19 protein-coding genes are annotated in these 19137 nt (G+C 78.4%); 14 read left to right on the forward strand and 5 right to left on the reverse strand.

From position 1 onward, the window contains the following. Positions 1 to 121 precede the first annotated feature (121 nt). Together ACRYR7_RS11895 and ACRYR7_RS11900 are read right to left on the reverse strand one after the other, a co-directional pair. Complete coding sequence (locus ACRYR7_RS11895; protein WP_432572305.1) at positions 122 to 688, reverse strand: Clp protease N-terminal domain-containing protein; 567 nt, start codon at positions 686 to 688, stop codon at positions 122 to 124. A gap of 19 nt (positions 689 to 707) precedes the next feature. Next, positions 708 to 920: a helix-turn-helix domain-containing protein gene (locus ACRYR7_RS11900; protein WP_432572306.1), complete on the reverse strand. Its 213-nt coding sequence runs from the start codon at positions 918 to 920 to the stop codon at positions 708 to 710. Between the two features lie 190 nt (positions 921 to 1110). On the opposite strand from ACRYR7_RS11900, the gene ACRYR7_RS11905 reads away from it, so the two are divergent. From ACRYR7_RS11905 to ACRYR7_RS11920, 4 genes are all read left to right on the forward strand, one after another. Continuing rightward, entirely contained in the window at positions 1111 to 1371 is a 261-nt protein-coding gene (locus tag ACRYR7_RS11905) for a hypothetical protein (protein ID WP_432572307.1), read from the forward strand. An 82-nt stretch (positions 1372 to 1453) separates the two neighbouring features. Then, the gene (locus ACRYR7_RS11910) at positions 1454 to 2329 is read left to right on the forward strand and encodes a carbohydrate ABC transporter permease (protein ID WP_432572308.1); all 876 of its coding nucleotides are present in this window, start codon (positions 1454 to 1456) and stop codon (positions 2327 to 2329) included. Continuing rightward, on the forward strand, positions 2326 to 3177 hold the full coding sequence (locus ACRYR7_RS11915; protein ID WP_432572309.1) for a carbohydrate ABC transporter permease: 852 nt from the start codon (positions 2326 to 2328) through the stop codon (positions 3175 to 3177). Before ACRYR7_RS11910 ends, ACRYR7_RS11915 begins: the two co-directional genes overlap by 4 nt. A gap of 22 nt (positions 3178 to 3199) precedes the next feature. Continuing rightward, on the forward strand, positions 3200 to 4498 hold the full coding sequence (locus ACRYR7_RS11920; protein ID WP_432572310.1) for an ABC transporter substrate-binding protein: 1299 nt from the start codon (positions 3200 to 3202) through the stop codon (positions 4496 to 4498). A gap of 124 nt (positions 4499 to 4622) precedes the next feature. On the opposite strand, the gene ACRYR7_RS11925 is transcribed toward ACRYR7_RS11920, so the two are convergent. Beyond that, positions 4623 to 5336, reverse strand: a complete 714-nt coding sequence (locus ACRYR7_RS11925) for an HAD family hydrolase (RefSeq protein WP_432572311.1) — start codon at positions 5334 to 5336, stop codon at positions 4623 to 4625. Positions 5337 to 5589: 253 nt separating this feature from the next. Between ACRYR7_RS11925 and ACRYR7_RS11930 the strand changes: the two genes are divergently transcribed. From ACRYR7_RS11930 to ACRYR7_RS11940, 3 genes are all read left to right on the forward strand, one after another. Continuing rightward, complete coding sequence (locus ACRYR7_RS11930) at positions 5590 to 6615, forward strand: Gfo/Idh/MocA family protein (protein ID WP_432572312.1); 1026 nt, start codon at positions 5590 to 5592, stop codon at positions 6613 to 6615. Further along, complete coding sequence (locus ACRYR7_RS11935; RefSeq protein ID WP_432572313.1) at positions 6612 to 7376, forward strand: ThuA domain-containing protein; 765 nt, start codon at positions 6612 to 6614, stop codon at positions 7374 to 7376. The genes ACRYR7_RS11930 and ACRYR7_RS11935 overlap by 4 nt, the downstream gene beginning before the upstream one ends. Positions 7377 to 7467: 91 nt before the next feature. Beyond that, positions 7468 to 8616, forward strand: a complete 1149-nt coding sequence (locus tag ACRYR7_RS11940) for a DUF418 domain-containing protein (RefSeq protein ID WP_432572314.1) — start codon at positions 7468 to 7470, stop codon at positions 8614 to 8616. A gap of 4 nt (positions 8617 to 8620) precedes the next feature. On the opposite strand, the gene ACRYR7_RS11945 is transcribed toward ACRYR7_RS11940, so the two are convergent. Then, a complete protein-coding gene (locus tag ACRYR7_RS11945; protein WP_432572315.1) occupies positions 8621 to 9196 on the reverse strand; it encodes an SSI family serine proteinase inhibitor in 576 nt (191 codons plus the stop codon). Between the two features lie 272 nt (positions 9197 to 9468). Between ACRYR7_RS11945 and ACRYR7_RS11950 the strand changes: the two genes are divergently transcribed. Both ACRYR7_RS11950 and ACRYR7_RS11955 read left to right on the forward strand, forming a co-directional pair. Further along, on the forward strand, positions 9469 to 11535 hold the full coding sequence (locus tag ACRYR7_RS11950; RefSeq protein WP_432572316.1) for a HelD family protein: 2067 nt from the start codon (positions 9469 to 9471) through the stop codon (positions 11533 to 11535). A 17-nt stretch (positions 11536 to 11552) separates the two neighbouring features. Continuing rightward, entirely contained in the window at positions 11553 to 11876 is a 324-nt protein-coding gene (locus ACRYR7_RS11955) for a rhodanese-like domain-containing protein (protein WP_432572317.1), read from the forward strand. Positions 11877 to 11996: 120 nt separating this feature from the next. Here the strand turns inward: ACRYR7_RS11955 and ACRYR7_RS11960 are convergent, their stop codons facing one another. Then, positions 11997 to 12944, reverse strand: coding sequence for a glucosyl-3-phosphoglycerate synthase (locus ACRYR7_RS11960; RefSeq protein ID WP_432572318.1), 948 nt, complete (start codon positions 12942 to 12944; stop codon positions 11997 to 11999). A 232-nt stretch (positions 12945 to 13176) separates the two neighbouring features. Between ACRYR7_RS11960 and ACRYR7_RS11965 the strand changes: the two genes are divergently transcribed. The 5 genes from ACRYR7_RS11965 to ACRYR7_RS11985 all read left to right on the forward strand — a co-directional run bounded on the left by ACRYR7_RS11965 (position 13177) and on the right by ACRYR7_RS11985 (position 19060). Further along, positions 13177 to 13626 (forward strand): ATP-binding protein, encoded by a 450-nt coding sequence (locus tag ACRYR7_RS11965; RefSeq protein ID WP_432572319.1) that lies wholly within the window; start codon positions 13177 to 13179, stop codon positions 13624 to 13626. Positions 13627 to 13760: 134 nt separating this feature from the next. Next, a complete protein-coding gene (locus tag ACRYR7_RS11970; RefSeq protein WP_432572320.1) occupies positions 13761 to 16034 on the forward strand; it encodes a SpoIIE family protein phosphatase in 2274 nt (757 codons plus the stop codon). A 10-nt stretch (positions 16035 to 16044) separates the two neighbouring features. Next, positions 16045 to 16890: a glycosyltransferase gene (locus tag ACRYR7_RS11975; protein ID WP_432572321.1), complete on the forward strand. Its 846-nt coding sequence runs from the start codon at positions 16045 to 16047 to the stop codon at positions 16888 to 16890. A gap of 5 nt (positions 16891 to 16895) precedes the next feature. Beyond that, positions 16896 to 18500, forward strand: a complete 1605-nt coding sequence (locus ACRYR7_RS11980; RefSeq protein WP_432572322.1) for a hypothetical protein — start codon at positions 16896 to 16898, stop codon at positions 18498 to 18500. A 161-nt stretch (positions 18501 to 18661) separates the two neighbouring features. Beyond that, positions 18662 to 19060 carry a helix-turn-helix transcriptional regulator gene (locus tag ACRYR7_RS11985; protein WP_432572323.1) on the forward strand — a complete coding sequence of 133 codons (399 nt, stop codon included), beginning with the start codon at positions 18662 to 18664 and terminating at the stop codon, positions 19058 to 19060. Positions 19061 to 19137 lie beyond the last annotated feature (77 nt).

Here is a 19137-nt window from a genome sequence, read left to right on the forward strand (position 1 = left end):
CCCCCCCCCCCCCCCCCCCCCCCCCCCCCCCCCCCCGCCCGACCACCCCGCGCCCCCCCCCCACACGCCCGGTGCGCGGGGGGGGGCGGGAAGGCGGGGGCGGTGCGGGGGCGGTGGCCGTTCAGGCGGTGCGGCGCAGGGCCTCCACGACGGCGGCGCGGGCGCTCGCGGCGTCGAGGTCGACGCCGGTGGCCGCCAGGGCGTCCGGGGTGCGGCCCCCCGGCGCGCGCAGCAGCCCGAGCAGCAGGTGCTCGGTGCCGATGCGGTGGTGGCCCAGGTCCAGCGCAGCGCGCAGGGACTCCTCCAGGGCTCTCCTCGCCGGCCGGGTGAAGGGCAGGTGGCTGCCGCCGGTCAGCCTGCCCAGCAGGCCGCGGCGGCGCCCGGCCGGCCGGTCCAGCGCGCCGGGGCCGAAGGCCCCCTCCGCGCGCCGGCGCACGGCGTCGAGGTCGATGCCGAGGGCGCGCAGCGCCTCGGCGTCCTCCTCCGGGCCGCGGTGGCGGGCGACCTGCTCGCGCAGCCGGGCGGGGTCGGCGCCGGCGTCGCGCAGCACGCGGGCCGCCACGCCGTCGCCCTGGAGCAGGGCCAGCAGCAGGTGGTCGTCGCCGACCTCGTGGTGCCCGAGGTCGCGGGCGACCTGCTGGGCGTCGACGACCGCCTGCCGGGCACGGGTGGTGAAGCGTTCGAGCACGTCGTCCTCCTGGAGCGGGTCAGCGGTTCGCGGAGTGCTTGCGGTGCACGGCCTGCTTGGACACCCCCAGCGCGCCGGCGATGTCGGCCCAGGACCAGCCGAGCTCGCGGGCGCGCCGCACCTGCAGGCGCTCGAGCTGCTCGGCGAGCCGGCGCAGCGCCGCGACGGCGCGCAGCCCGACGGCGGGGTCGGGGTCGGTGCCGGCGGTGACGAGGGTGTCGGGTTCGGCCATGCGTCATCATGTGTTGACGACCTGCTCGGTGTCAACACTTGTTGACGGCTGGTCCCGCGCGGTGCCCCGGCGTCCACCCGGGGGAGGACGGGGCGGTTCACCCCGCGGGCCGATCCGCCGCGCACCCCGCCGGGCGCACCCTGGGAGCACGGGCCGGGGCAGCCGGCCGGGTTCTCCGGGAGGGGTCGTCGTGGACGTTCTGGTGGGGGTTCTGGCGGTCGCCGGGTCGGTCGGCGGCATCGGGGTGGTCGTGGCCGCCGCGCTCGGCGGGCGGGCCGCGCGCGCGGGCCGGGAGGACGCGCACCTGCTGGTCGCCCCGCGCGGGGCCGGCTTCGGCGAGGCCTCGCGCCTGGTCGTGGCCGCCGCGCGCGCCGAGCGCGCCGCGCACGCGCAGGTGGTGGACCTGGACCAGCACCGCGCCCGCCGCGCCCGCGGCCACCGCGCCGCCTGAGAACCGTTCCCCCTCGCGCGCCCGGGCGCGCGCTGCGAGGCTCCCTGCGTCCGGGAAGGCCGGTCGTGGGGGAGGGGTGCTGGTGGCGCCACGTCGGGGACGCAGCACGGGCACAGCCCTGGCGCTGCTCGCGCCCAGCCTGCTGGGCACCGCGGTGTTCCTGCTCGTGCCGGTGGGGGTGGCGCTGTGGCTGAGCCTGCAGCGCTGGGACCTCGTCAGCCCGCCGCGCTGGGTCGGCCTGGAGAACTACGCCACCGTCCTCACCGACGCCGGCACCCGGCACTCCTTCGCGGTGACGGTCCTGTTCACCGTCCTGGTCATCCCCGTGCAGACCGTGCTGGGGCTGCTGCTGGCGGTGCTGCTGGCCCGGCGCCTGCCCGGCAGCGGCGCCCTGCGCACCCTGTACGTCGTGCCGTGGGTCTCCGCGCCCCTGGTCGTGGGCCTGGTGTGGCGCTGGGTCCTGGACCCCTCCACCGGGGCGCTGAACGCGCTGCTGGGCACCCGCGTGGAGTGGCTGTCCAGCCACGCGCTGGCGCTGCTGGCGGTGGCGTTCGTGACGGTGTGGACGAACGTGGGCTACGTGGCGCTGTTCTTCCTCGCCGGCATCAGCGGCATCCCCGACCAGCTCTCCGACGCCGCGCGCGTCGACGGCGCCGGGCCGTGGCGGGTGCTGTGGAGCATCACCCTGCCGCTGCTGCGGCCGACCACCTCGTTCGTGCTCGCCACCGGCGTCATCTCCAGCTTCCAGGTGTTCGACACCGTCTACGCCATGACCGGCGGCGGGCCCGGCGACGCCACCCGCGTGCTGGCCTACGAGATCTACGACACCGCGTTCACCGACCTGCGGATGGGCCGCGCCGCGGCCCTGTCGGTCCTGCTCACCGTCGTCCTCGTCGTCCTCACCCTCGCCCAGCGCTGGTGGTTCGGGCGCCGCAGCACCTACGAGCTGTCGGCGTGAGCGGCCCCGCGACCCGCACCGCCGCGCGCCGGCGGACGGGGGACCTGCTGACCTACGCGGTCCTGCTCGCCGGTGCGCTGCTCACCGTCGCCCCGTACCTGCTGAGCCTGCTGACCTCGCTGAAGGAACCCCTGCAGCTCGCCCGCCGCGGCACCCTGACGTGGCCGTCGCCGTGGACGGGGGAGAACTACGCCGCCGTGCTGGGCGGGCAGTACACGCTGCTGCCCGCGCTCGTCGTCACCGTGCAGGTGGTGCTCGTCGTGCTGGCCGGGCAGCTCGTGTGCTCGGTGCTGGCCGCGTACGCGTTCGCGCGCCTGGAGTTCCCCGGCAAGCGGGTGCTGTTCGGGGGATACCTGGCGACGATGATGGTCCCGCAGGTCGTCACGATCGTGCCGCTGTACGTGATGTTCGCCCAGGCGGGGCTGCGCAACACGTTCGCCGGGATCGTGCTGCCGACGCTGTTCGGCTCGCCGTTCGCGGTGTACCTGCTGCGCGAGCACTTCCGCTCCGTGCCGCAGGAGCTGGAGGACGCCGCGCGCCTGGACGGCTGCGGCACCCTGCGCATCCTGCGGCACGTCGTGGTGCCGCTGTCGCGCCCGGTGCTGGCGACGCTGACGGTCATCACGGTGGTCAGCCAGTGGAACGCCTTCCTGTGGCCGCTCATCATCACCACCGGCCCGACCTGGCAGACCCTCACCGTGGCGACGGCGAACCTGCAGAGCCAGTACAACGGCAACTGGACCCTCGTCACCGCCGCCACGGCCCTGGCCACCGCCCCGCTCGTGGTGCTGTTCCTGCTGGTGCAGCGCCGCGTCACCGAGTCCATCTCCCTCACCGGTTTCCGGTGAGGCACCACCCCCGGGAGGCACCGTGACCGCACCGACCCGACGCCGCCTGCTGCTGGGCGGCCTGGCCTCCGCCGGCCTGGGCCTGAGCGGCTGCTCCATCGCCGACGACGGCTCCTCCGGCGGCGGGGGCGAGGACGCCGACGCCGTGACCGTGCGGATCTGGGACGACACCGTCCAGCCCGCCTACCGGCAGAGCCTGGACGCGTTCCAGGAGGCCAACCCCGGCACGCGCGTGGACGTCGAGCTGGTGCCGTGGGCGAGCTACTGGGACAAGCTGCCCGCCGACGTCGCCGGCGGCACCCTGCCGGACGTGCTGTGGGTGAACAGCTCCAACTTCGGCGTGTACGTCGACGCCGGCACGTTCGTCGACGTCGGCGAGGCGATCCCCGAGGGGCCGGCGGGCTGGCAGGCCTCCGTGGTGGAGCAGTTCACCCGCGACGGCCGGCTGTGGGGGGTGCCCCAGCTCTCCGACGCGATCGGGCTGTTCGTCAACACCGACCTCACCGGCGCCGCCGGCGTGGACCCCTCGGACCTGGTGTGGAACCCCACCGGGGCCGGCGACACGCTGCTGCCCGCGGCCCGCGCGCTGACCCGCACCGACGGCGAGCGCCCGCAGTACGGCTACAACGCCGCCCTGGACCTGCAGGCGATCTACTACGACTTCGTCGGCTCCAACGGCGGGCGCTGGCAGGCCGAGGACGACACGTACGTCTTCGGCGACGACCCCCGGTCGGTCGAGGCGTTCCAGTACCTCGTCGACATGGTGAACCGCGAGAAGGTCGCCCCCTCCGCCGCCGACACCAACGACAACGGCGACTTCAGCCGCGACCGGTTCACCCAGGGGCAGATGGCGCTGTTCCAGTCCGGCACCTACAACCTCAAGAACGTCGCCGACGCCGCGCAGTTCGGCTGGCGCGTGGTGCCCGCCCCCTCCGGCCCGGCCGGTCGGGTGCTCGTCACCAACGGCATCGTCGCGGTGGCCAACGCGAAGAGCCCGCGGCGCGACGCGGCGGTGGAGGTGCTGCGCTGGCTGGGCAGCGAGCGGGGCGCCGCCCCGCTGGGCGCCACCGGCGCGGCGTTCCCCGCGGTGACCGCCGCGCAGCGCTCCTACCTGGACTTCTGGGCCGGGGAGGGCGTGGACGTGCAGCCGTTCCTCGACGCCGCGGCCGGGCCCACGATCGGCGCGCCCAGCGGCCCGAAGGCGCAGACGGGCCAGCAGGCCGCGCAGCCGATCCTGCAGGAGGTCTTCGCCGGGCGGGTGCCGGTGGCCGAGGGGATGAAGCAGGCCCAGGACGCGGCCAACGCGGCGATCCGCGACTAGCGCGCGCCCTCGCGCTCCAGCCGCTCGCGGCCGGGTCCGCGCCCGTGCGGCACCCGCAGGTCGTCCCGGGGGTGCCCGGCGCGCTCACCCCGCGACGGTGCCGCCGCCCGGGTCGGGACGCGACCTACCGGGGCCCGTCGGCGTCGTCGTCCACCAGGTGCGCGGCCAGCTCGCGCAGGCTGCCCACCCGCGCCACCTCGTCCAGCGGCCCGGCGCCGGTGCGGTCCACGTGCACCGCCCGCAGCCCCGCCGCGCGGGCGCCCAGCACGTCCACCGCGTGCTCGTCGCCGACGTACAGCGCCGCCGCGGGCGGCACGCCCAGGCGCTCGCACGCGGCCAGGAACGCGGCCGGGCGCGGCTTGGCCACGCCCAGCTCCTCGGCGGTGAGGACCGGGCCGAGGCGGCCGGTGAGCCCGATCGCCGCGATCTTGGCGTTCTGCTGCTCGCGCGGGCCGTTCGTCAGCACCGCCGTGCGCAGCCCCGCAGCGCGCACCGCCGCCAGCGCGTCCTCGACGTCGTCGTAGCCGGCCCAGGCGCGCTCGTAGGCGCGCAGGAAGCCGTCCGTGAACTGCGCGTCGAGCTCGTCGTCCTCGCCCACGGGCAGGTCCAGCAGCGGCAGCACCTCGCGCAGGCGCCGGCGGCGCTGCTCGGCGAAGCTCACCTCGCCCTCGCGCCAGGCGCGGAAGCTGCGCTCCTCCGCCTGCACCCACGCCGCCTGCAGCCCCGGGGTCCACTCCCGGCCCAGGGAGGTCACCCACTCGCGCAGGCCGGCGCGCGCTGCCGACGGGTGGTCGAACAGCGTCCCGTCGAGGTCGAACACCACCGCGGCCAGTCGCACCCGGCCGAGCGTAGGGCGTGCGCGGGGGTCGCGGGACGGCGGTGGACCGCCGTGGACAGCGCTCGACCACCCCGGTCGGGGACCGGTACGGGTTTGAACGCGCACCCCGCAGCACGCCCGCCCGCGCGCGGCCCGCCCCTCGCCGGGGGCGGGCCGCTCGTGTAGCGTCGCGGACGTGGTCGACGGCGACACCAGCGGAGAAACCCCCACCCGAACCCCTGCCCGGACCCCCGGCGAACCCCCCACGCGGCTCGTGCACGTCGGGCTCGGCGGGTGGGGCGGCGACTGGGAGCGCAACGCGATCCCCCCGGTCGCCGAGGTCGAGCGCGTGGCGGTGGTCGACTCCCACGAACCCACGCTGCGCAGGGCGCAGCAGGCGCTGGACCTGCCCGACGCGGCCTGCTTCACCTCGCTGCGCGAGGCCCTGGCCGCGGTGGAGGCCGACGGCGTGCTGGTGACCGCGCCCGCGGCGTTCCACGTGCCCGTCGCGCTGGAGGCGCTGGACGCCGGGCTGCACGTCCTCGTCGAGAAACCCTTCGCGCCCAGCGTCGCCGAGGCCCGCACGGCCGTCGAGCGCGCCGAGGAGCGCGGCCTGGTGCTCCAGGTCAGCCAGAACTACCGCGCCTACCCCGCCCCGCGCGCGGTGCGCGACCTCGTCGCCGGCGGCGCGATCGGTGAGCTGTCCGTCGTCCACGTCGACTTCCGGCGCTGGGCCAACGACGCGCCCGTCGAGACGAACCGGCACTACTCCTTCCCGCACCCGCTGCTGTTCGACATGGCGATCCACCACTTCGACCTGCTGCGGATGGTCACCGGCCGCGAGGCCGTGCGCGTGCACGCCACGGTCACCGACCCGCTGTGGAGCCGGTTCGAGCAGGAGGCCTCCGCGGTGCTGACGATCGAGCTGACCGGCGGGCTGGTCACCAGCTACCGCGGCAGCTGGGTCAGCCGCGCCCCGCAGACCACCTGGGACGGGGAGTGGAGCATCGAGGGCGAGCGCGGGCGCATCGCCTTCACCGGCCGCGGCGACCGCGGACCGGCCGACGACGTGGTCACCCTCAGCCGCGCCGGCGGCGCCCCCGAACCCGTCGAGCTGCCGGTGCTGGACCTGTGGGGCCGCTCGGCGGGCCTGCGGCAGTTCCACCGCGCCGTGCGCGGCGGGCCCGCGCCCGAGGTCACCGGCCGCTCCAACCTCGGCAGCCTGGCCATCGCCGAGGCCGCCGCGCGATCGGTCGAGACCGGCCGGTTCGAGGACGTCGAGCAGGTGGAGGCACCGTGAACGGCTCCTGCAGGCCGCTGCACGTCCTGGTGTGGAACGAGGGCGTGCACGAGGCGAACCAGAGCCCGCCGGGCATCGGCGAGTACTACCCCGACGGCATGCACGGCGCCATCGCCGCCGGCCTGCGCCGGCTGGTGCCGGGGGCCGAGGTCGCCACCGCCACGCTCGCCGAACCCGAGCACGGCCTCGGGCCCGGGGTCCTGGAGCGCACCGACGTGCTGCTGTGGTGGGGGCACGCCGCCCACGAGCAGGTCGACGACGCCGTCGTCGAGCGCGTCGTGCAGAACGTCCTGGGCGGGATGGGCCTGCTCGTGCTGCACTCCGGGCACTTCTCGAAGGTCTTCACCCGCCTGCTCGGCACCACCTGCTCGCTGGCCTGGCGCAACGAGGGCGAGCGCGAGCTGGTGTGGACGGTGAAGCCCTCGCACCCCATCGCCCAGGGCGTGCCCAACCCGATCGTCATCCCGCAGCAGGAGATGTACGGGGAGTTCTTCGACATCCCCGACCCCGACGACCTGGTGTTCATCAGCTCGTTCGCCGGGGGTGAGGTGTTCCGCTCCGGCGTGACGTTCACGCGCGGGCGCGGGCGCATCTTCTACTTCAGCCCCGGCGACCAGGAGTACCCCGTCTACCACCAGCCGGAGGTGCAGCAGGTCCTGGCCAACGGGGTGCGCTGGGCAGCGCCCGACGACCGCGGCGCCGCCGAGCGCCGCGCGCCCGGGGTGAGCAACCCGCCGCGGGAGTGGTTCGCCGGCTCCTGACGGCGCCGCCCGGGACTGCTCCCGTCGGAGTACGCCGGGTGCCCCCCGCCGGCGGACGACGGCGGGCGCGGCGCCGGACAGGCTCGCCCCCGTGACCACCCCGACGCGCTCCACCGGCCTCGACGTCGCCCGCGGCCTGGCGATCCTGGGAACCCTGGCGACGAACGCGTGGCTGTTCACCCACCCCGACGGCCTGCTGGGCACCCTGCTCGACCCCGACCCCGGCGGGCCCGCCGCGGCGCTCGCGCAGGTGCTGCCGCTGGGCAAGTCGCTGGCGCTGCTCAGCGTCCTGTTCGGCGTGGGCGTGGAGCTGCAGCGGCGCTCCGCGCAGCGCCGCGGCGACGACCCCCGCCGCGCCCACCGCGTGCGCGCCCTCGTGCTGCTCGCCGAGGCGAGCGTGCACTTCCTGCTCGTCGCCGAGTTCGACGTCCTGATGGGCTACGCGGTGGCGGCGCTGGTCGCCGGGCCGGTGCTGCTGCGCCCGGACCGGTGGCGCCGCCGGTTCGTCGCGGTCCTGCTGGGCGCCCACGTGCTCGCGCTCGCCGTGCTCACCGCCCTGCTCGTGCACCTGCCCGCCGGCGCCGCGGGCGGGCCGCTGGACACCCCCTACGCCACCGGCTCGTTCTGGGACCTCGTGGTGTTCCGGGTGCAGAACCTCGCGGTGTTCCGCGCCGAACCCGTCGGGCTGCTGCTGCTGTCGACGGCCTCGTTCCTGCTGGGCGCCGGCCTGGTGCGCGCAGGGCTGCTGGAGCGCGAGCGCGGCCGGGTGCTGCGCCGGCGCCTGGTGGCGCTGGGCGTCGTGGGCGCGCTCGCCGAGGCGGTCCTGCTCGCCGTGCTCGGCGGCGGCGCGGTCCTGCTCACCCGCTACGGCACCGCCGTGCTCGTCGGCCTGGGGCTGCTCGGCCTCGTCGTGCAGGTGCAGGGCGGGCGGGAGCGCCCGCGCTGGCTCGGCCGGCGCCTGGCCGAGGTCGGCCGCGCGGCGCTGAGCTGCTACGTGCTGCAGAACCTCCTGGCCTCCGCGCTCTGCTACGGCTGGGGCCTCGGGCTGGCCGCGGCCGTGCCCGCCGCCGACCGCCCCGCCCTGACCGCCGGCGTCTGCGGCGCCGTCGCGGTGGCCGTGGTCGCGTACGCGCACCTGCTGGCCCGCACCGGCCGCCGCGGGCCGCTGGAAGCGCTCAGCGCCCGCGCGCAGCGGGCGCTGCTCGCCCCGCGCGCGCCGGTGCCGGCGGCGGTGCGCTGAGGGCTCAGGTCGGCCCGGAGGAGCGGCGCGCGCCCGCGGGGGTGCCCGGCTGCAGCAGCGGGGCGATGCGGTCCCACCGGGCGATCTGGCAGCCGTCGGTGCGGTCGAAGGTCGCCGAGACCTCCTGCCCGCCCCAGGTGCCGGTGACCGTGGCGCGCTGCGGGCCGCCGTACACCTGCGTGCACATGCGGTCCCTCGGCACCGGCGCGAACGGGTCCACCGTCGCCGCCGCCAGCGCCGCGCACGCCGCCGCCGCGTCCGGGTGGTCACCGCCGGGGGTGCCGTCCGGCGCGCACGTCAGCGTCCAGGTGCTCGAGGTCCCCGAGCCGTCGTCCACCACCACCGTCAGCGACTGCTCCCGCGGGCCCTGCTCCGAGGACGACCCCGTCGGCGTCGGGGTCGCCGCGCCCGGGGGAGCGGGCTCGCCCGTCGCACCGCCGGAGGGGCTGGACGTGCTGCTGCTCACCGCTGGGCCTCCCGCCTGCTGCTGACCGCACGCCGCGGCGCCGGCGACCGCCAGGGCCACCGCCAGCACCAGCGCCCCGCCGGGGCGCCGCCGTGCCGTGCTCGTGCCGCCCATCGTCGCCTCCCCCGTGCCGGCGCGCCCCTCGGCGCGCCCGACGCCGGTGGGACGCGGCGGCGCGGCGCGCGGTTCCCGCGCGGGCACGACCGGTGACGACGCGAGGGGCGGACGCGGGGCCGACCGCGGGCGTACGATGAGCGGTTCGCCGCTGCGGGGTTTCCCGACCGGCCCCTCGGAGATCCTCCCGCGCACGCCCGCGTGATCGCAACGTTGTTGTCCCGCAACGTTTCCGGCAGGATCACCGGGCTCCCCGAGACCCTGGAGGAACCGTGCCCGCCCGCCCGGCCACCGACGTGCTCACCGCCGAGCAGCAGCACCTCGACCGCGCCCGCGCCGAGCTGACCCGCATGCGCGAGCACACGCTCTCGCTCACCGCCGCCAGCGGCGACCCCGTCTCCGACGCCCACGTCGCCCTGGCCCTGCACCGCCGCGCCGCCAGCCTGCTCGACGACCCCGGCACCGCCCTGTTCTTCGGGCGCACCGACCTCGACTCCGGCGAGGTCCTGCACATCGGCCGCCGCCACGTCACCGACGCCGCCGGCGACCCCGTCGTCGTCGACTGGCGCGCCGACGTCTCGCGCGGCTTCTACCGCGCCAGCCGCGCCGAGCGCGGCGGCGTGCGGCTGCGCCGCCGCTTCGGCGTCGAGCACGGCCGCCTCACCGCCTACGAGGACGAGCACCTCACCGACCCCGTCCCCGGGGAGGACGAGCGCGCCTCGCGGATCCTCGCCCGCGAGATCGAGCGCCCCCGCTCCGGCCCGATGCGCGACATCGTCGCCACCATCCAGCCCGAGCAGGACGCCCTCGTGCGCGCCGACGCCGGCACCACCGTGTGCGTGCAGGGCGCCCCCGGCACCGGCAAGACCGCCGTGGGCCTGCACCGCGCCGCCTGGCTGCTCTACGCCCACCGCGAGCGCCTGACCCGCCAGGGCGTCCTCGTCGTCGGCCCCAACGCCGCGTTCCTGCAGCACATCGGCGCCGTCCTGCCCGCCCTGGGCGAGGTGCGCGTCGAGCAGCGCACCGTCACCGACCTCGTCACCGCCGGCGAGGCCGGCCGCAAGGAGGTGCGGGTGCGTGCCACCGAGCCCGCCGCCGTCGCCGCCCTCAAGGGCGACGCGCGCATGGCCGAGGTCGTCCGGCGCGCCGTGTGGTCCGCCGTGGCCGACCCCGCCGACGCCCTCGACGGCGGCGCCCTCGTCCTGGCCCGCGGCTCGCGCCGCTGGCGCGTGCCCGGGTACCGGGTGCGCGAGCTGCTCGACGAGCTCACCGCCCGCGGCGTGCGCTACGGCGCCGCCCGCGCCCTGCTGCCCCAGCGCCTCGCCCACGCCGTCCTGCAGCTCTTCGAGGCCGCCGGCGACTCCCCCGACGACACCGTGCAGGACGCCGTCGCCCGCAGCGCCGAGGTCAAGCGCGCCGTGAACGCGCTCGTGCCCGCGCAGGACCCCGCCGGGGTCCTGCACCGGCTGCTCTCCGACGCCGGCTTCCTGGCCCGCTGCGCCGACGGCCTCCTCGACGACGCCGAGCGCGCCCTGCTGCTGTGGCCGAAGGCCCCCCGCAGCGCCGGCACCGCCCGCTGGACCGCCGCCGACGCCGTCCTGCTCGACGAGGTCGCCGACCAGCTCACCCGCACCCCCTCCCGCGCCCACGTCGTCCTCGACGAGGCGCAGGACCTCTCCCCGCTGCAGCTGCGCGCCGTCGGCCGGCGCTGCTCCACCGGCGCCGCCACCGTCCTCGGCGACATCGCCCAGGGCACCACCCCCTGGGCCGCCCGCTCCTGGGACGAGGTCCTCACCCACCTCGGCAAGCCCGACGGGCAGCTCGAGGTCCTCGACCGCGGCTTCCGCGTGCCCTCCGCCGTCCTGGACTACGCCGCCCGCCTGCTGCCCGCCATCGCCCCCGAGCTCACCGTGCCCCGCTCCGTGCGCCCCGACCCCGGCCGCCTCGACGTCCTCGCCGTCGGCGGCGACCCCGTGCGCGAGGCCGCCGACGTCGTCGCCGGCCTGCTGCGCGAGGAGGGCTCGATCGGCCTGGTCGTCGCCGACGCCGCCACCGCCGACGCCGCCCGCGCCCTCGCCGACGCCGGCGTGCCCGCCACCCGCCTCGACGCCGCGGGGGAGGACGACGGGGGCGCCGCGCCCGAGCGCGTGTCCCTCGTGCCCGCCACCCTCGTCAAGGGCCTGGAGTTCGACCGCGTCGTCGTCGTCGAACCCGCCGACCTCGTCGACGGCGAACCCGACGAGCGCACCGGCCTGCGCCGCCTCTACGTCGCCCTCACCCGCGCCGTCTCCGCCCTCGTCGTCGTCCACGCCCGCCCCCTGCCCCCGCAGCTGCGCTGACACGTAGGCTCCCCGGCATGTCCGAGGTCCCCTCCGTCGCCGCCGCCGACGTCCCCGCCGACGCCACGATCCTCGACGTCCGCGAGGACGACGAGTGGGTCGCCGGCCACGCCGACGGCGCCCTGCACATCCCCATGGCCGAGGTCCCCCAGCGCCTCGCCGAGCTGCCCGAGGGCGAGCTGCACGTCGTCTGCCGCGCCGGCGGGCGCTCCCTGCGCGTGGCGCAGTGGCTCTCCCACAACGGCTACGACGTCGTCAACGTCGACGGCGGCATGGGGGCGTGGGCGGACGCCGGGCGCCCCATGGTCTCCGAGTCGGGGGCCGAGCCCTTCGTGCGCTGAACCCCTCGCGCTCGGGGTCGCGCCCTCGCCCGGGCGGTGGTGTGCCCGTGGTGGCGGGCTCTCCGCCCGCCACCACGGCGACCGGGCGCGGCCACCGAACGCAGTGGCCGGGCGAAGCGCTCAGGAGACCTTCGCGACCCGGTGCGCGTACCCGTCGACGGTGATCATCGGGGGGCGCTCGGCGAGGTCCATGACGTGCGTGACGGGCGCGTAGTGCCCGTACCCGTCGCGGGCGAACTGGGTGATCGTCGGGGACGAGCCGGTGGGGCCCAGGGCGCGCTCGTGGACGACGTGGGCGACCTGCGCGGCCATGCGGCCCAGGGCGGCGGTGTCCTGGTGGCTGTGCGTGCGGCGGCCCAGGTCGACCTGGGCGATGGCGCCCAGGCCGCGCAGGCGCAGCGTGTCGATGAGCACGGCGATCTCCACGCCGTAGCCGCCGCAGAAGGGCACGGCCTCCAGCAGGCGGCGGCGGCCGGCGTACTCGCCGGCCAGCGGCTGCACCACGCCGGCCAGGTCGGGGAAGAAGCGCGCGAGCAGGGGGCGGGCCACCAGCTCCGTGACGCGGCCGCCGGAGGAGCCGCCGGCTCCCTTGAGGGGGCGGTCGTAGCAGCCCTTGACCAGCTCCACCGACGGGTCGGCCAGCAGCGGGCCGAGCAGGCCGGTGACCAGCTGGGGCTGGGGGTCGACCAGGTCGGCGTCGACGAAGACGACGACGTCGCCGGTGGTGACCGCCAGCGACTTCCACAGCACCTCGCCCTTGCCGGGGCGCGAGCCCAGCTCGGGCAGGACGTCGTCGCGGTGGTGCACGACCGCCCCGGCGGCCTCGGCGACGCGCGCGGTGCCGTCGGTGGAGCCGGAGTCCATGACGACGACCTCGTCGACCAGGCCGGTGTCGTCCGCCAGGCGCCGCACCATGCGCACCACGCCGGCGACGGTGGCCTCCTCGTCCAGCGCCGGCAGCACCACGCTGACGCGGGTGCGCCCCTTGTCGGCGCGCAGCCGGTCCAGCGGCCAGTCCCGGGCTCGGGACGTGGCGCGGTCGAACCAGGTCTGCACGGGCAGCTTCACGCGGCACCTCCGCCTCGGGGACTCGGATCACCGTGGCACGCCCCGCGCCCGCCGAACAGGCGTGGGGGCAGGAGTTCACGTGGGTGTCACACGCCGGTGGTGGCGGGTCGCTGCGGGGCTGGACGGGTGAGGAGGAGCACCCTGGTGGGGGAGGGGCGGCCGGACAGGTTTGGTCGCCGCACCGCTCGGGTACCTACGGTGCCGTCAAGCAGACGGCAGGGCAGGAGGACGGATGCCGACGGGGGTTGGCCCGGTGCCGGCGACGCACTGGTCGTCGTTCGCGCACGACGCCGCGTCGGTGCCGCGGGCCCGGCGCGCGGTGAGGTCGGTGCTGGACGGCGCCGGTCTGGACGCGGAGTGCACGGCCGAGATCGAGATCGTCCTGTCCGAGATCGTGGGGAACTCGGTGCGCCACGCGCGCCCGCTGGGCGACGGCGGCATCCACGTGCAGTGCCTCGTCACCCGCGACGACGGCGCGCACGTGGAGATCGCCGTCACCGACGGCGGGGCCCCCGGCCGGGTGGTCGGCCCGCGCTTCGTGGACGAGGGCGCGACCTCCGGGCGCGGCCTGTGCATCGTGGCGAGCCTGGCCGACGAGTGGGGCGTGGTCGAGAACGTCGACGACCTCAGCCGCACCGTGTGGGCGTCCTTCGGGGGACCCACCCGCCTGCACCCGCGCTGAGGCCGCCGGCCCGTTGCCCCGGTCGGGTGGACCTCCGCCGGGAGACCACGGAACGTTCCTGATCCACTGCGCAGCGCGATAACCTCCCCCGATCGCCGGTGCCCACCGGCCCGGCGGAGCCTGAGGAGGGCCGCGTGGAGGAGCCGGTCGCGCTCGCGGTGGCCCCGCTGGAGCGCCGCGCCACCCTGGACCTGGCCGACCTGCGGCTGCTGGAGCGCACCACCGCCCGCCTGGCCGCCGCCCTCAGCGTCGGCGCCGCCGTGCGGGTCGTGCTCGGCGCCGTGCAGGAGGCCCTGCGCGCCACCACCTGCGGCGTCTTCCTCCTCGAGCCCGCCGCGGACGGCGGCGCGGACGGCGGCGCGGGCGCGGGCGGCGTGCTGGTGCCCGCCGGCGACGGCGTCGTCCTGCCCCGCGCCGCCGGGCGCGCCCCCCGCCTGCCGCTGAGCGCCTCCACCCCCAGCGCCGAGGCCGCCCGCACCCGCCGCCCCGTGCTGCTGCGCTCGCCCGCCGAGCTCGCCGCCCGCTTCGACGACCCCGTCAACGAGCGCCTGGTCGCCGCCGGCGAGCGCTCCTGGGCGGCGCTGCCGATGCTCACCGACACCGGCCTCACCGGCGTGCTGCGCCTGGGCCTGCCCCGCGAGGGTTCCCTGGACGAGGTGCAGCTCCTGCTGGCCGCCACCCTGGCCGGGCAGTGCGCCTGCGCCGTCGAGCGCGCCCACCTCTTCGACGCCGTGCGCGCCGCCGAGCGCGACGCCCGCGCCGCCGAGCACCGCTACCGCACCCTCGCCCGGGCCGGGCGCCTGGACGTCTTCACCGCCGCCCCGCCGCGCGGGCTGACCGCCGACCTGCCCGGCTGGCGCGCCCTCACCGGCCGCGACGGCGACGTCCTGGGCGCCGGCTGGACCGCCGACGTGCACCCCGAGGACCTGCCCGCCGTCCTGGCCGAGGCCGCCGCCGCCCTGCGCGAGGGCCGCGCCGCCGGCGCCCGCCTGCGGCTGCGCACCCCCCGCGGCTGGCGCTGGCTCGCCGCCCGCGCCCAGCCGGTGCGCGCCGACCCCGACGAGCCCGACAGCCCCGTGGTGGAGTGGGTCGGCGCCCTCGACGACGTCGACGAGCGGGTGCGCTCGCGCCGGCGCACCGCGCACCTGCAGTCCCTCACCGCGGCGCTGTCCACGGCCACCACCCGCGCCGGCGTCGTCGACGCCGTGCTGGCCTCCTGCCTGGAGCTGCCCGGCGCCACCCGCGCCAGCCTGACGCTGCTGGAGCCCGAGCGCGGACCCGGCGGCGCCGTGGCCGTGCACCGCCTGCACCGCGACGGGCGGCGCGAGCACCTCGTGCGCGACGACCGCCGCGCCGCGGAGCTGCAGCGCGACGTGGCCGAGTGCGCCGCCGCCGGCGGCTGGTACGCCGTCGGGCCCGCCGGCGGCGACGTCCTGCCCGCGTGGGTGCGCCCCACCTACCGCGAGGCGCTCGCCGAGGGCGACGCCCGCTGGTCCGTGCTGCCGCTGGCCACCCCGCGCAGCTGCCTGGGCGGCCTCGTCCTGGGCGCCGAGGACGAGGTGGCCCCCGACGCCGACGAGCGCGCCTCCCTGCACGCCCTGGCCCGGCAGGTCGCCGACGCGCTGGAGCGCGTGGACCTGCTCGAGCGCGAGCTGGGCACCGCCCGCGTCCTGCAGCGCGCCCTGCAGCCCGGCCCGCTGCCGGCCGTGCCGTGGCTGGCCGCGCACCGCGCCACCGCCACCAGCGCCGGGGAGGGTGTCGGCGGCGACTGGGCCGAGGTCCTCGTCGTCGACGGCGAGCGGGTGGCCGTCGTCCTGGGCGACGTCATGGGCCGCGGGGCGCGCGCCGCCACCGTCATGGGGGAGGTGCGCGCGCAGGTGCGCGCCCTGGCCCTGGTCGACCCGCACCCGGCCGCGGTGCTGCGCGGGCTGGACGCCTGCGCCGCCGCCGCCGGCGGGGAGGACCTGGTGACCCTGGCGTACGTGCTGCTGCACCGCGACGGCACCGCCCTGGCCGCCCTGGCCGGGCACCCCCCGCCGCTGCTGCGCGGCGCGGGCGGCGCGCGGTTCCTCGACGCCCCCGCCGGCCCGCCCGTCGGGGCGGTCCTGCCCGGCGACGCCGCCGCCCGCGGCGACGCGCTGCGCCTGCACCTGGGCGACGGCGAGGACCTCGTGCTCTTCTCCGACGGGCTCGTGGAGTCGCGCGAGCGCCCCCTGGAGCAGGGGCTGGAGGAGGCCCGCGAGCACCTGGCCGGGGCCGGCGCGCGCACCGGCGGGCAGCCGCCGTCGCCGGCCCGCCTCGTCGACGGGCTGCTGGCCGCGCTCGCCGGCTGCGCCCCCGTGGACGACGACGTGACCGTCCTGGCGGTGCGCCGCCTCGGCGGGGACGGCCGCGCGCACGTGCTCTAGCCTCGCCAGCGTGCCGCCCCCGCAGCCGTCCCCGACCGTCGCCGTCGTCGTGCCGGCCAAGGACGAGGGGGAGCGCGTGGCGGCCACGGTGGCGGCGCTGCGCTCGCTGGCGGTGGCCGACCTCGTCGTCGTCGTCGACGACGGCTCCTCCGACGGCACCGCCCGCCTGGCCCGCGACGCCGGCGCCCTGGTGGTGGCGCACGCGCGCAACCGCGGCAAGGCCGCGGCGATGGCCACCGGCGCGCGCGCCGTGGCCGCCCACGAGGCCGCCCACCCGCGCCCGGGCACCGGCCCGCGCCCGCTGCTGTTCGTCGACGCCGACCTGGGGGGCACCGCCGCGGCCACCGCGCCGCTGGCCGGGCCCGTGCTGGCCGGGGAGGCGGACATGACGATCGCGGTGCTGCCGCGGCAGTCCAGCCCCGGCGGCGGGCGCGGCCTGGTGGTGGGCCTGGCCCGGCGCGGCACGCTCGCGGCCACCGGCTGGTCGCCGCAGCAGCCGCTGTCGGGGATGCGCTGCCTGAGCCGGGAGGCGTTCGAGGCGGCGCAGCCGCTGGCGCGCGGCTGGGGCGTGGAGACGGCCCTGACGATCGACCTGCTGCTCGCCGGGTACCGGGTGGTGGAGGTGCCGTGCGCGCTGCAGCACCGCGTCACCGGCACGGACCTGCGCGCGCAGCTGCACCGCGCCGCGCAGTACCGCGACGTGGCGCTGGCGCTGGCGCAGCGGCACCTGGCCGACCGGCTGGGCCGGCTGCGCCGCACCGGCGGCCGCAGCGGCGGCCGTGCCGGTGGAGGTGCCGGCGGAGGTGCCGGCGGGCGTGCCGGTGGCCGCGGCGGTGCCGACCGCGCCGGTGGCTGAGGCGCGTGGCTGAGGTGCGCGGGCGCCGCCCCCGGCGCACCGGCACCGCGGCGCCGCCCGCGCCGGCCCGCGCGGGCGGGGCGCTGCCCGCGGCGGCGAGCGCGCTGGCGCTGCTGGCGTGGCTGGCGGTGGCGGTGGCCGGGGAGTCCGCCGCGGTGCCCGGCCTGGGGCCGGGGGCGCTGCCGGTGGACCTGGGGCTGCGGCCGTCCTCGGCGCTGGTGACGGCGCTGCTGGCGGTGTCGGTGCTGGCCGCGGGCACGGCGCTGCTCAGCGGCCTGGCCGCCGCCGGGCGCGGCTGGCGCCCGCGGCGCCTGCTGCTGCTGGCCGCCGCCGGCGCCGCGCTGACCGCGCTGGTGCCGCCGGTGGGCTCGGCCGACCACCTCAGCTACGCCGCCTACGGCCGCATCGCCGCCCTGGGCGGCGACGCGTACGCCGAGCCCCCGGACGCCTTCGCCGGCGGGGCGGACCCGGTGGCCTCCGCCGTGCGCGACCCGTGGCGCTCGACGACCTCGGTGTACGGGCCGCTGGCCACGGCGGTGCAGGCGCTGACGTCGCTGGCGGGCGGGGACTCGGTGCGCGCCACGGTGTGGTGCGGGCAGCTCGTGCTGCTGGCGGCGTGGGCCGCCGCGGCCGCCGGCCTGCACCGGGCGCTGCGCGAGGACCCGGCCGCGCGCGCCCGCGCGCACGTGCTGTGGACGGCGAACCCGCTGCTGCTGACGGTGGGCCTGGGCGGCGCGCACGTCGACGTCCTGGCCGGCGCGGCGGCGGTGGGCGCGCTGCTGCTGGCCCCGCGCCGGCCGTTCGCGGCGGGCCTGGCGCTGGCGCTCGCGGCCGGCTCCAAGCTGCCGTTCGGGGCGGTGGGCGCGGGTCTGCTGGTGGCGTGGTGGGCGGCGCGCGGGCGCGGCGGGCCCGGGGCGGGCTGGCTGCTGCGCGGGGCGGCGGGGGCGCTGGTGCTGCTGGTGCCGGCGCACCTGTGGGCGGGCGCGCACGCCTACGACCAGACGCACCGCGCCAGCCGGTTCGTCTCGCTGGCCACGGTGTGGCGCCCCCTGGTGGACGCTGGCCTGCCCCGCTCGCTGCTGCTGCCGGGCACGCTGGCGCTGATGGCGCTCGTGGCGGTGCTGTGGTGGCCGGTGCTGGCCGGCCGGGCGGTGGGCGCCGCCCCCGGCGCCGGCGGGGCGACCGGTCCCGCCGGTCCCGCTGGTGCCGCTGGTGCCGCCGACGTGCTGCGCCGGCGCGCGGCGGGGGTGACGGCCCTGCTCGCCCTGGGGTACCTGCTGGCCGCGCCGTACGAGCTGCCCTGGTACGACCTGCTGCTGTGGGGGCCGCTGGCCCTGGCGCCGGCCGGGCCGCCCGCCGGGTCGTCGGCCGGGTGGGCCGGGCGGGCGCGGGCGTGGCTGCCGCGGGTGCTGGCGCTGCGGCTGACGCTGCTGGCCCTGGCGTACGTGCCCGGCCTGGTGGACGGCATGTCGCCCGCGGTGGAGGCCCTGACGCTGGGCTACCGGCGCGAGGTCGGGCCGTGGGTGGCGTGGGCGTCGCTGCTGGCCGTGCTCGCCCTGGGGGTGGCCGCCCGGCGCCGCCCGGCCGCGCGCGGCAGCCGCACCGGGTGAGGGCGCGCCGGCGCGTCGGTGGCCGTCCGTAGCATGGGGACGGCGCTCGAGGGCGGCGGCCGTGGTGCCGACCCCCCGCGGGCGCGGGGGGCGAGCCGCACCCCGGGAGCGACCTCGAGAAGGCGGGGCCGCACCGCAGCGCGGTCGGGAGCGGGGACGCCGTGGAGCACGACACCAGGGGCAGCGGGGGCGGCGGGGTCGCCACGCTCCCGCTCACCGCCGGCAGCGCCCTCGCCGGGCCGCTGACCGCCCTGGCCGACGACGACGGGCGCGTTGTGGTCGAGGACGCCGAGGGCAACCGGTACGTGCTCGTCCCCGAGAGCAGCTGGTCCGCCCTGCAGGCCGGCCAGGGCGCGCGCCCCCCGGTGAGCCTGACGGCCCGCGAGCGCGAGGTCCTGCAGATGGTCGCCGACGGCTGCCCCGGCGCGGTGGTCGCCCAGCGGCTCGGGTTGGCCCCCAACACCGTCGCGCAGCACCTGGCCTCGGTGCGCCGCAAGTACGGCGTGCGCTCCTCGGCGGACGCGGCCGCCGCCGCGCGCCGGCAGGGCCTGCTGCGCTGAGGCCTGGGCCCGCCGGCGGCCCCGCCGTCGAGCCCGCCGGGGCCCCGTGGCGGGCCGCGCGGCGCCGCGGGGTGCGA

Source organism: Kineococcus gurbantunggutensis, assembly GCF_050871925.1.
GTDB lineage: Bacteria > Actinomycetota > Actinomycetes > Actinomycetales > Kineococcaceae > Kineococcus.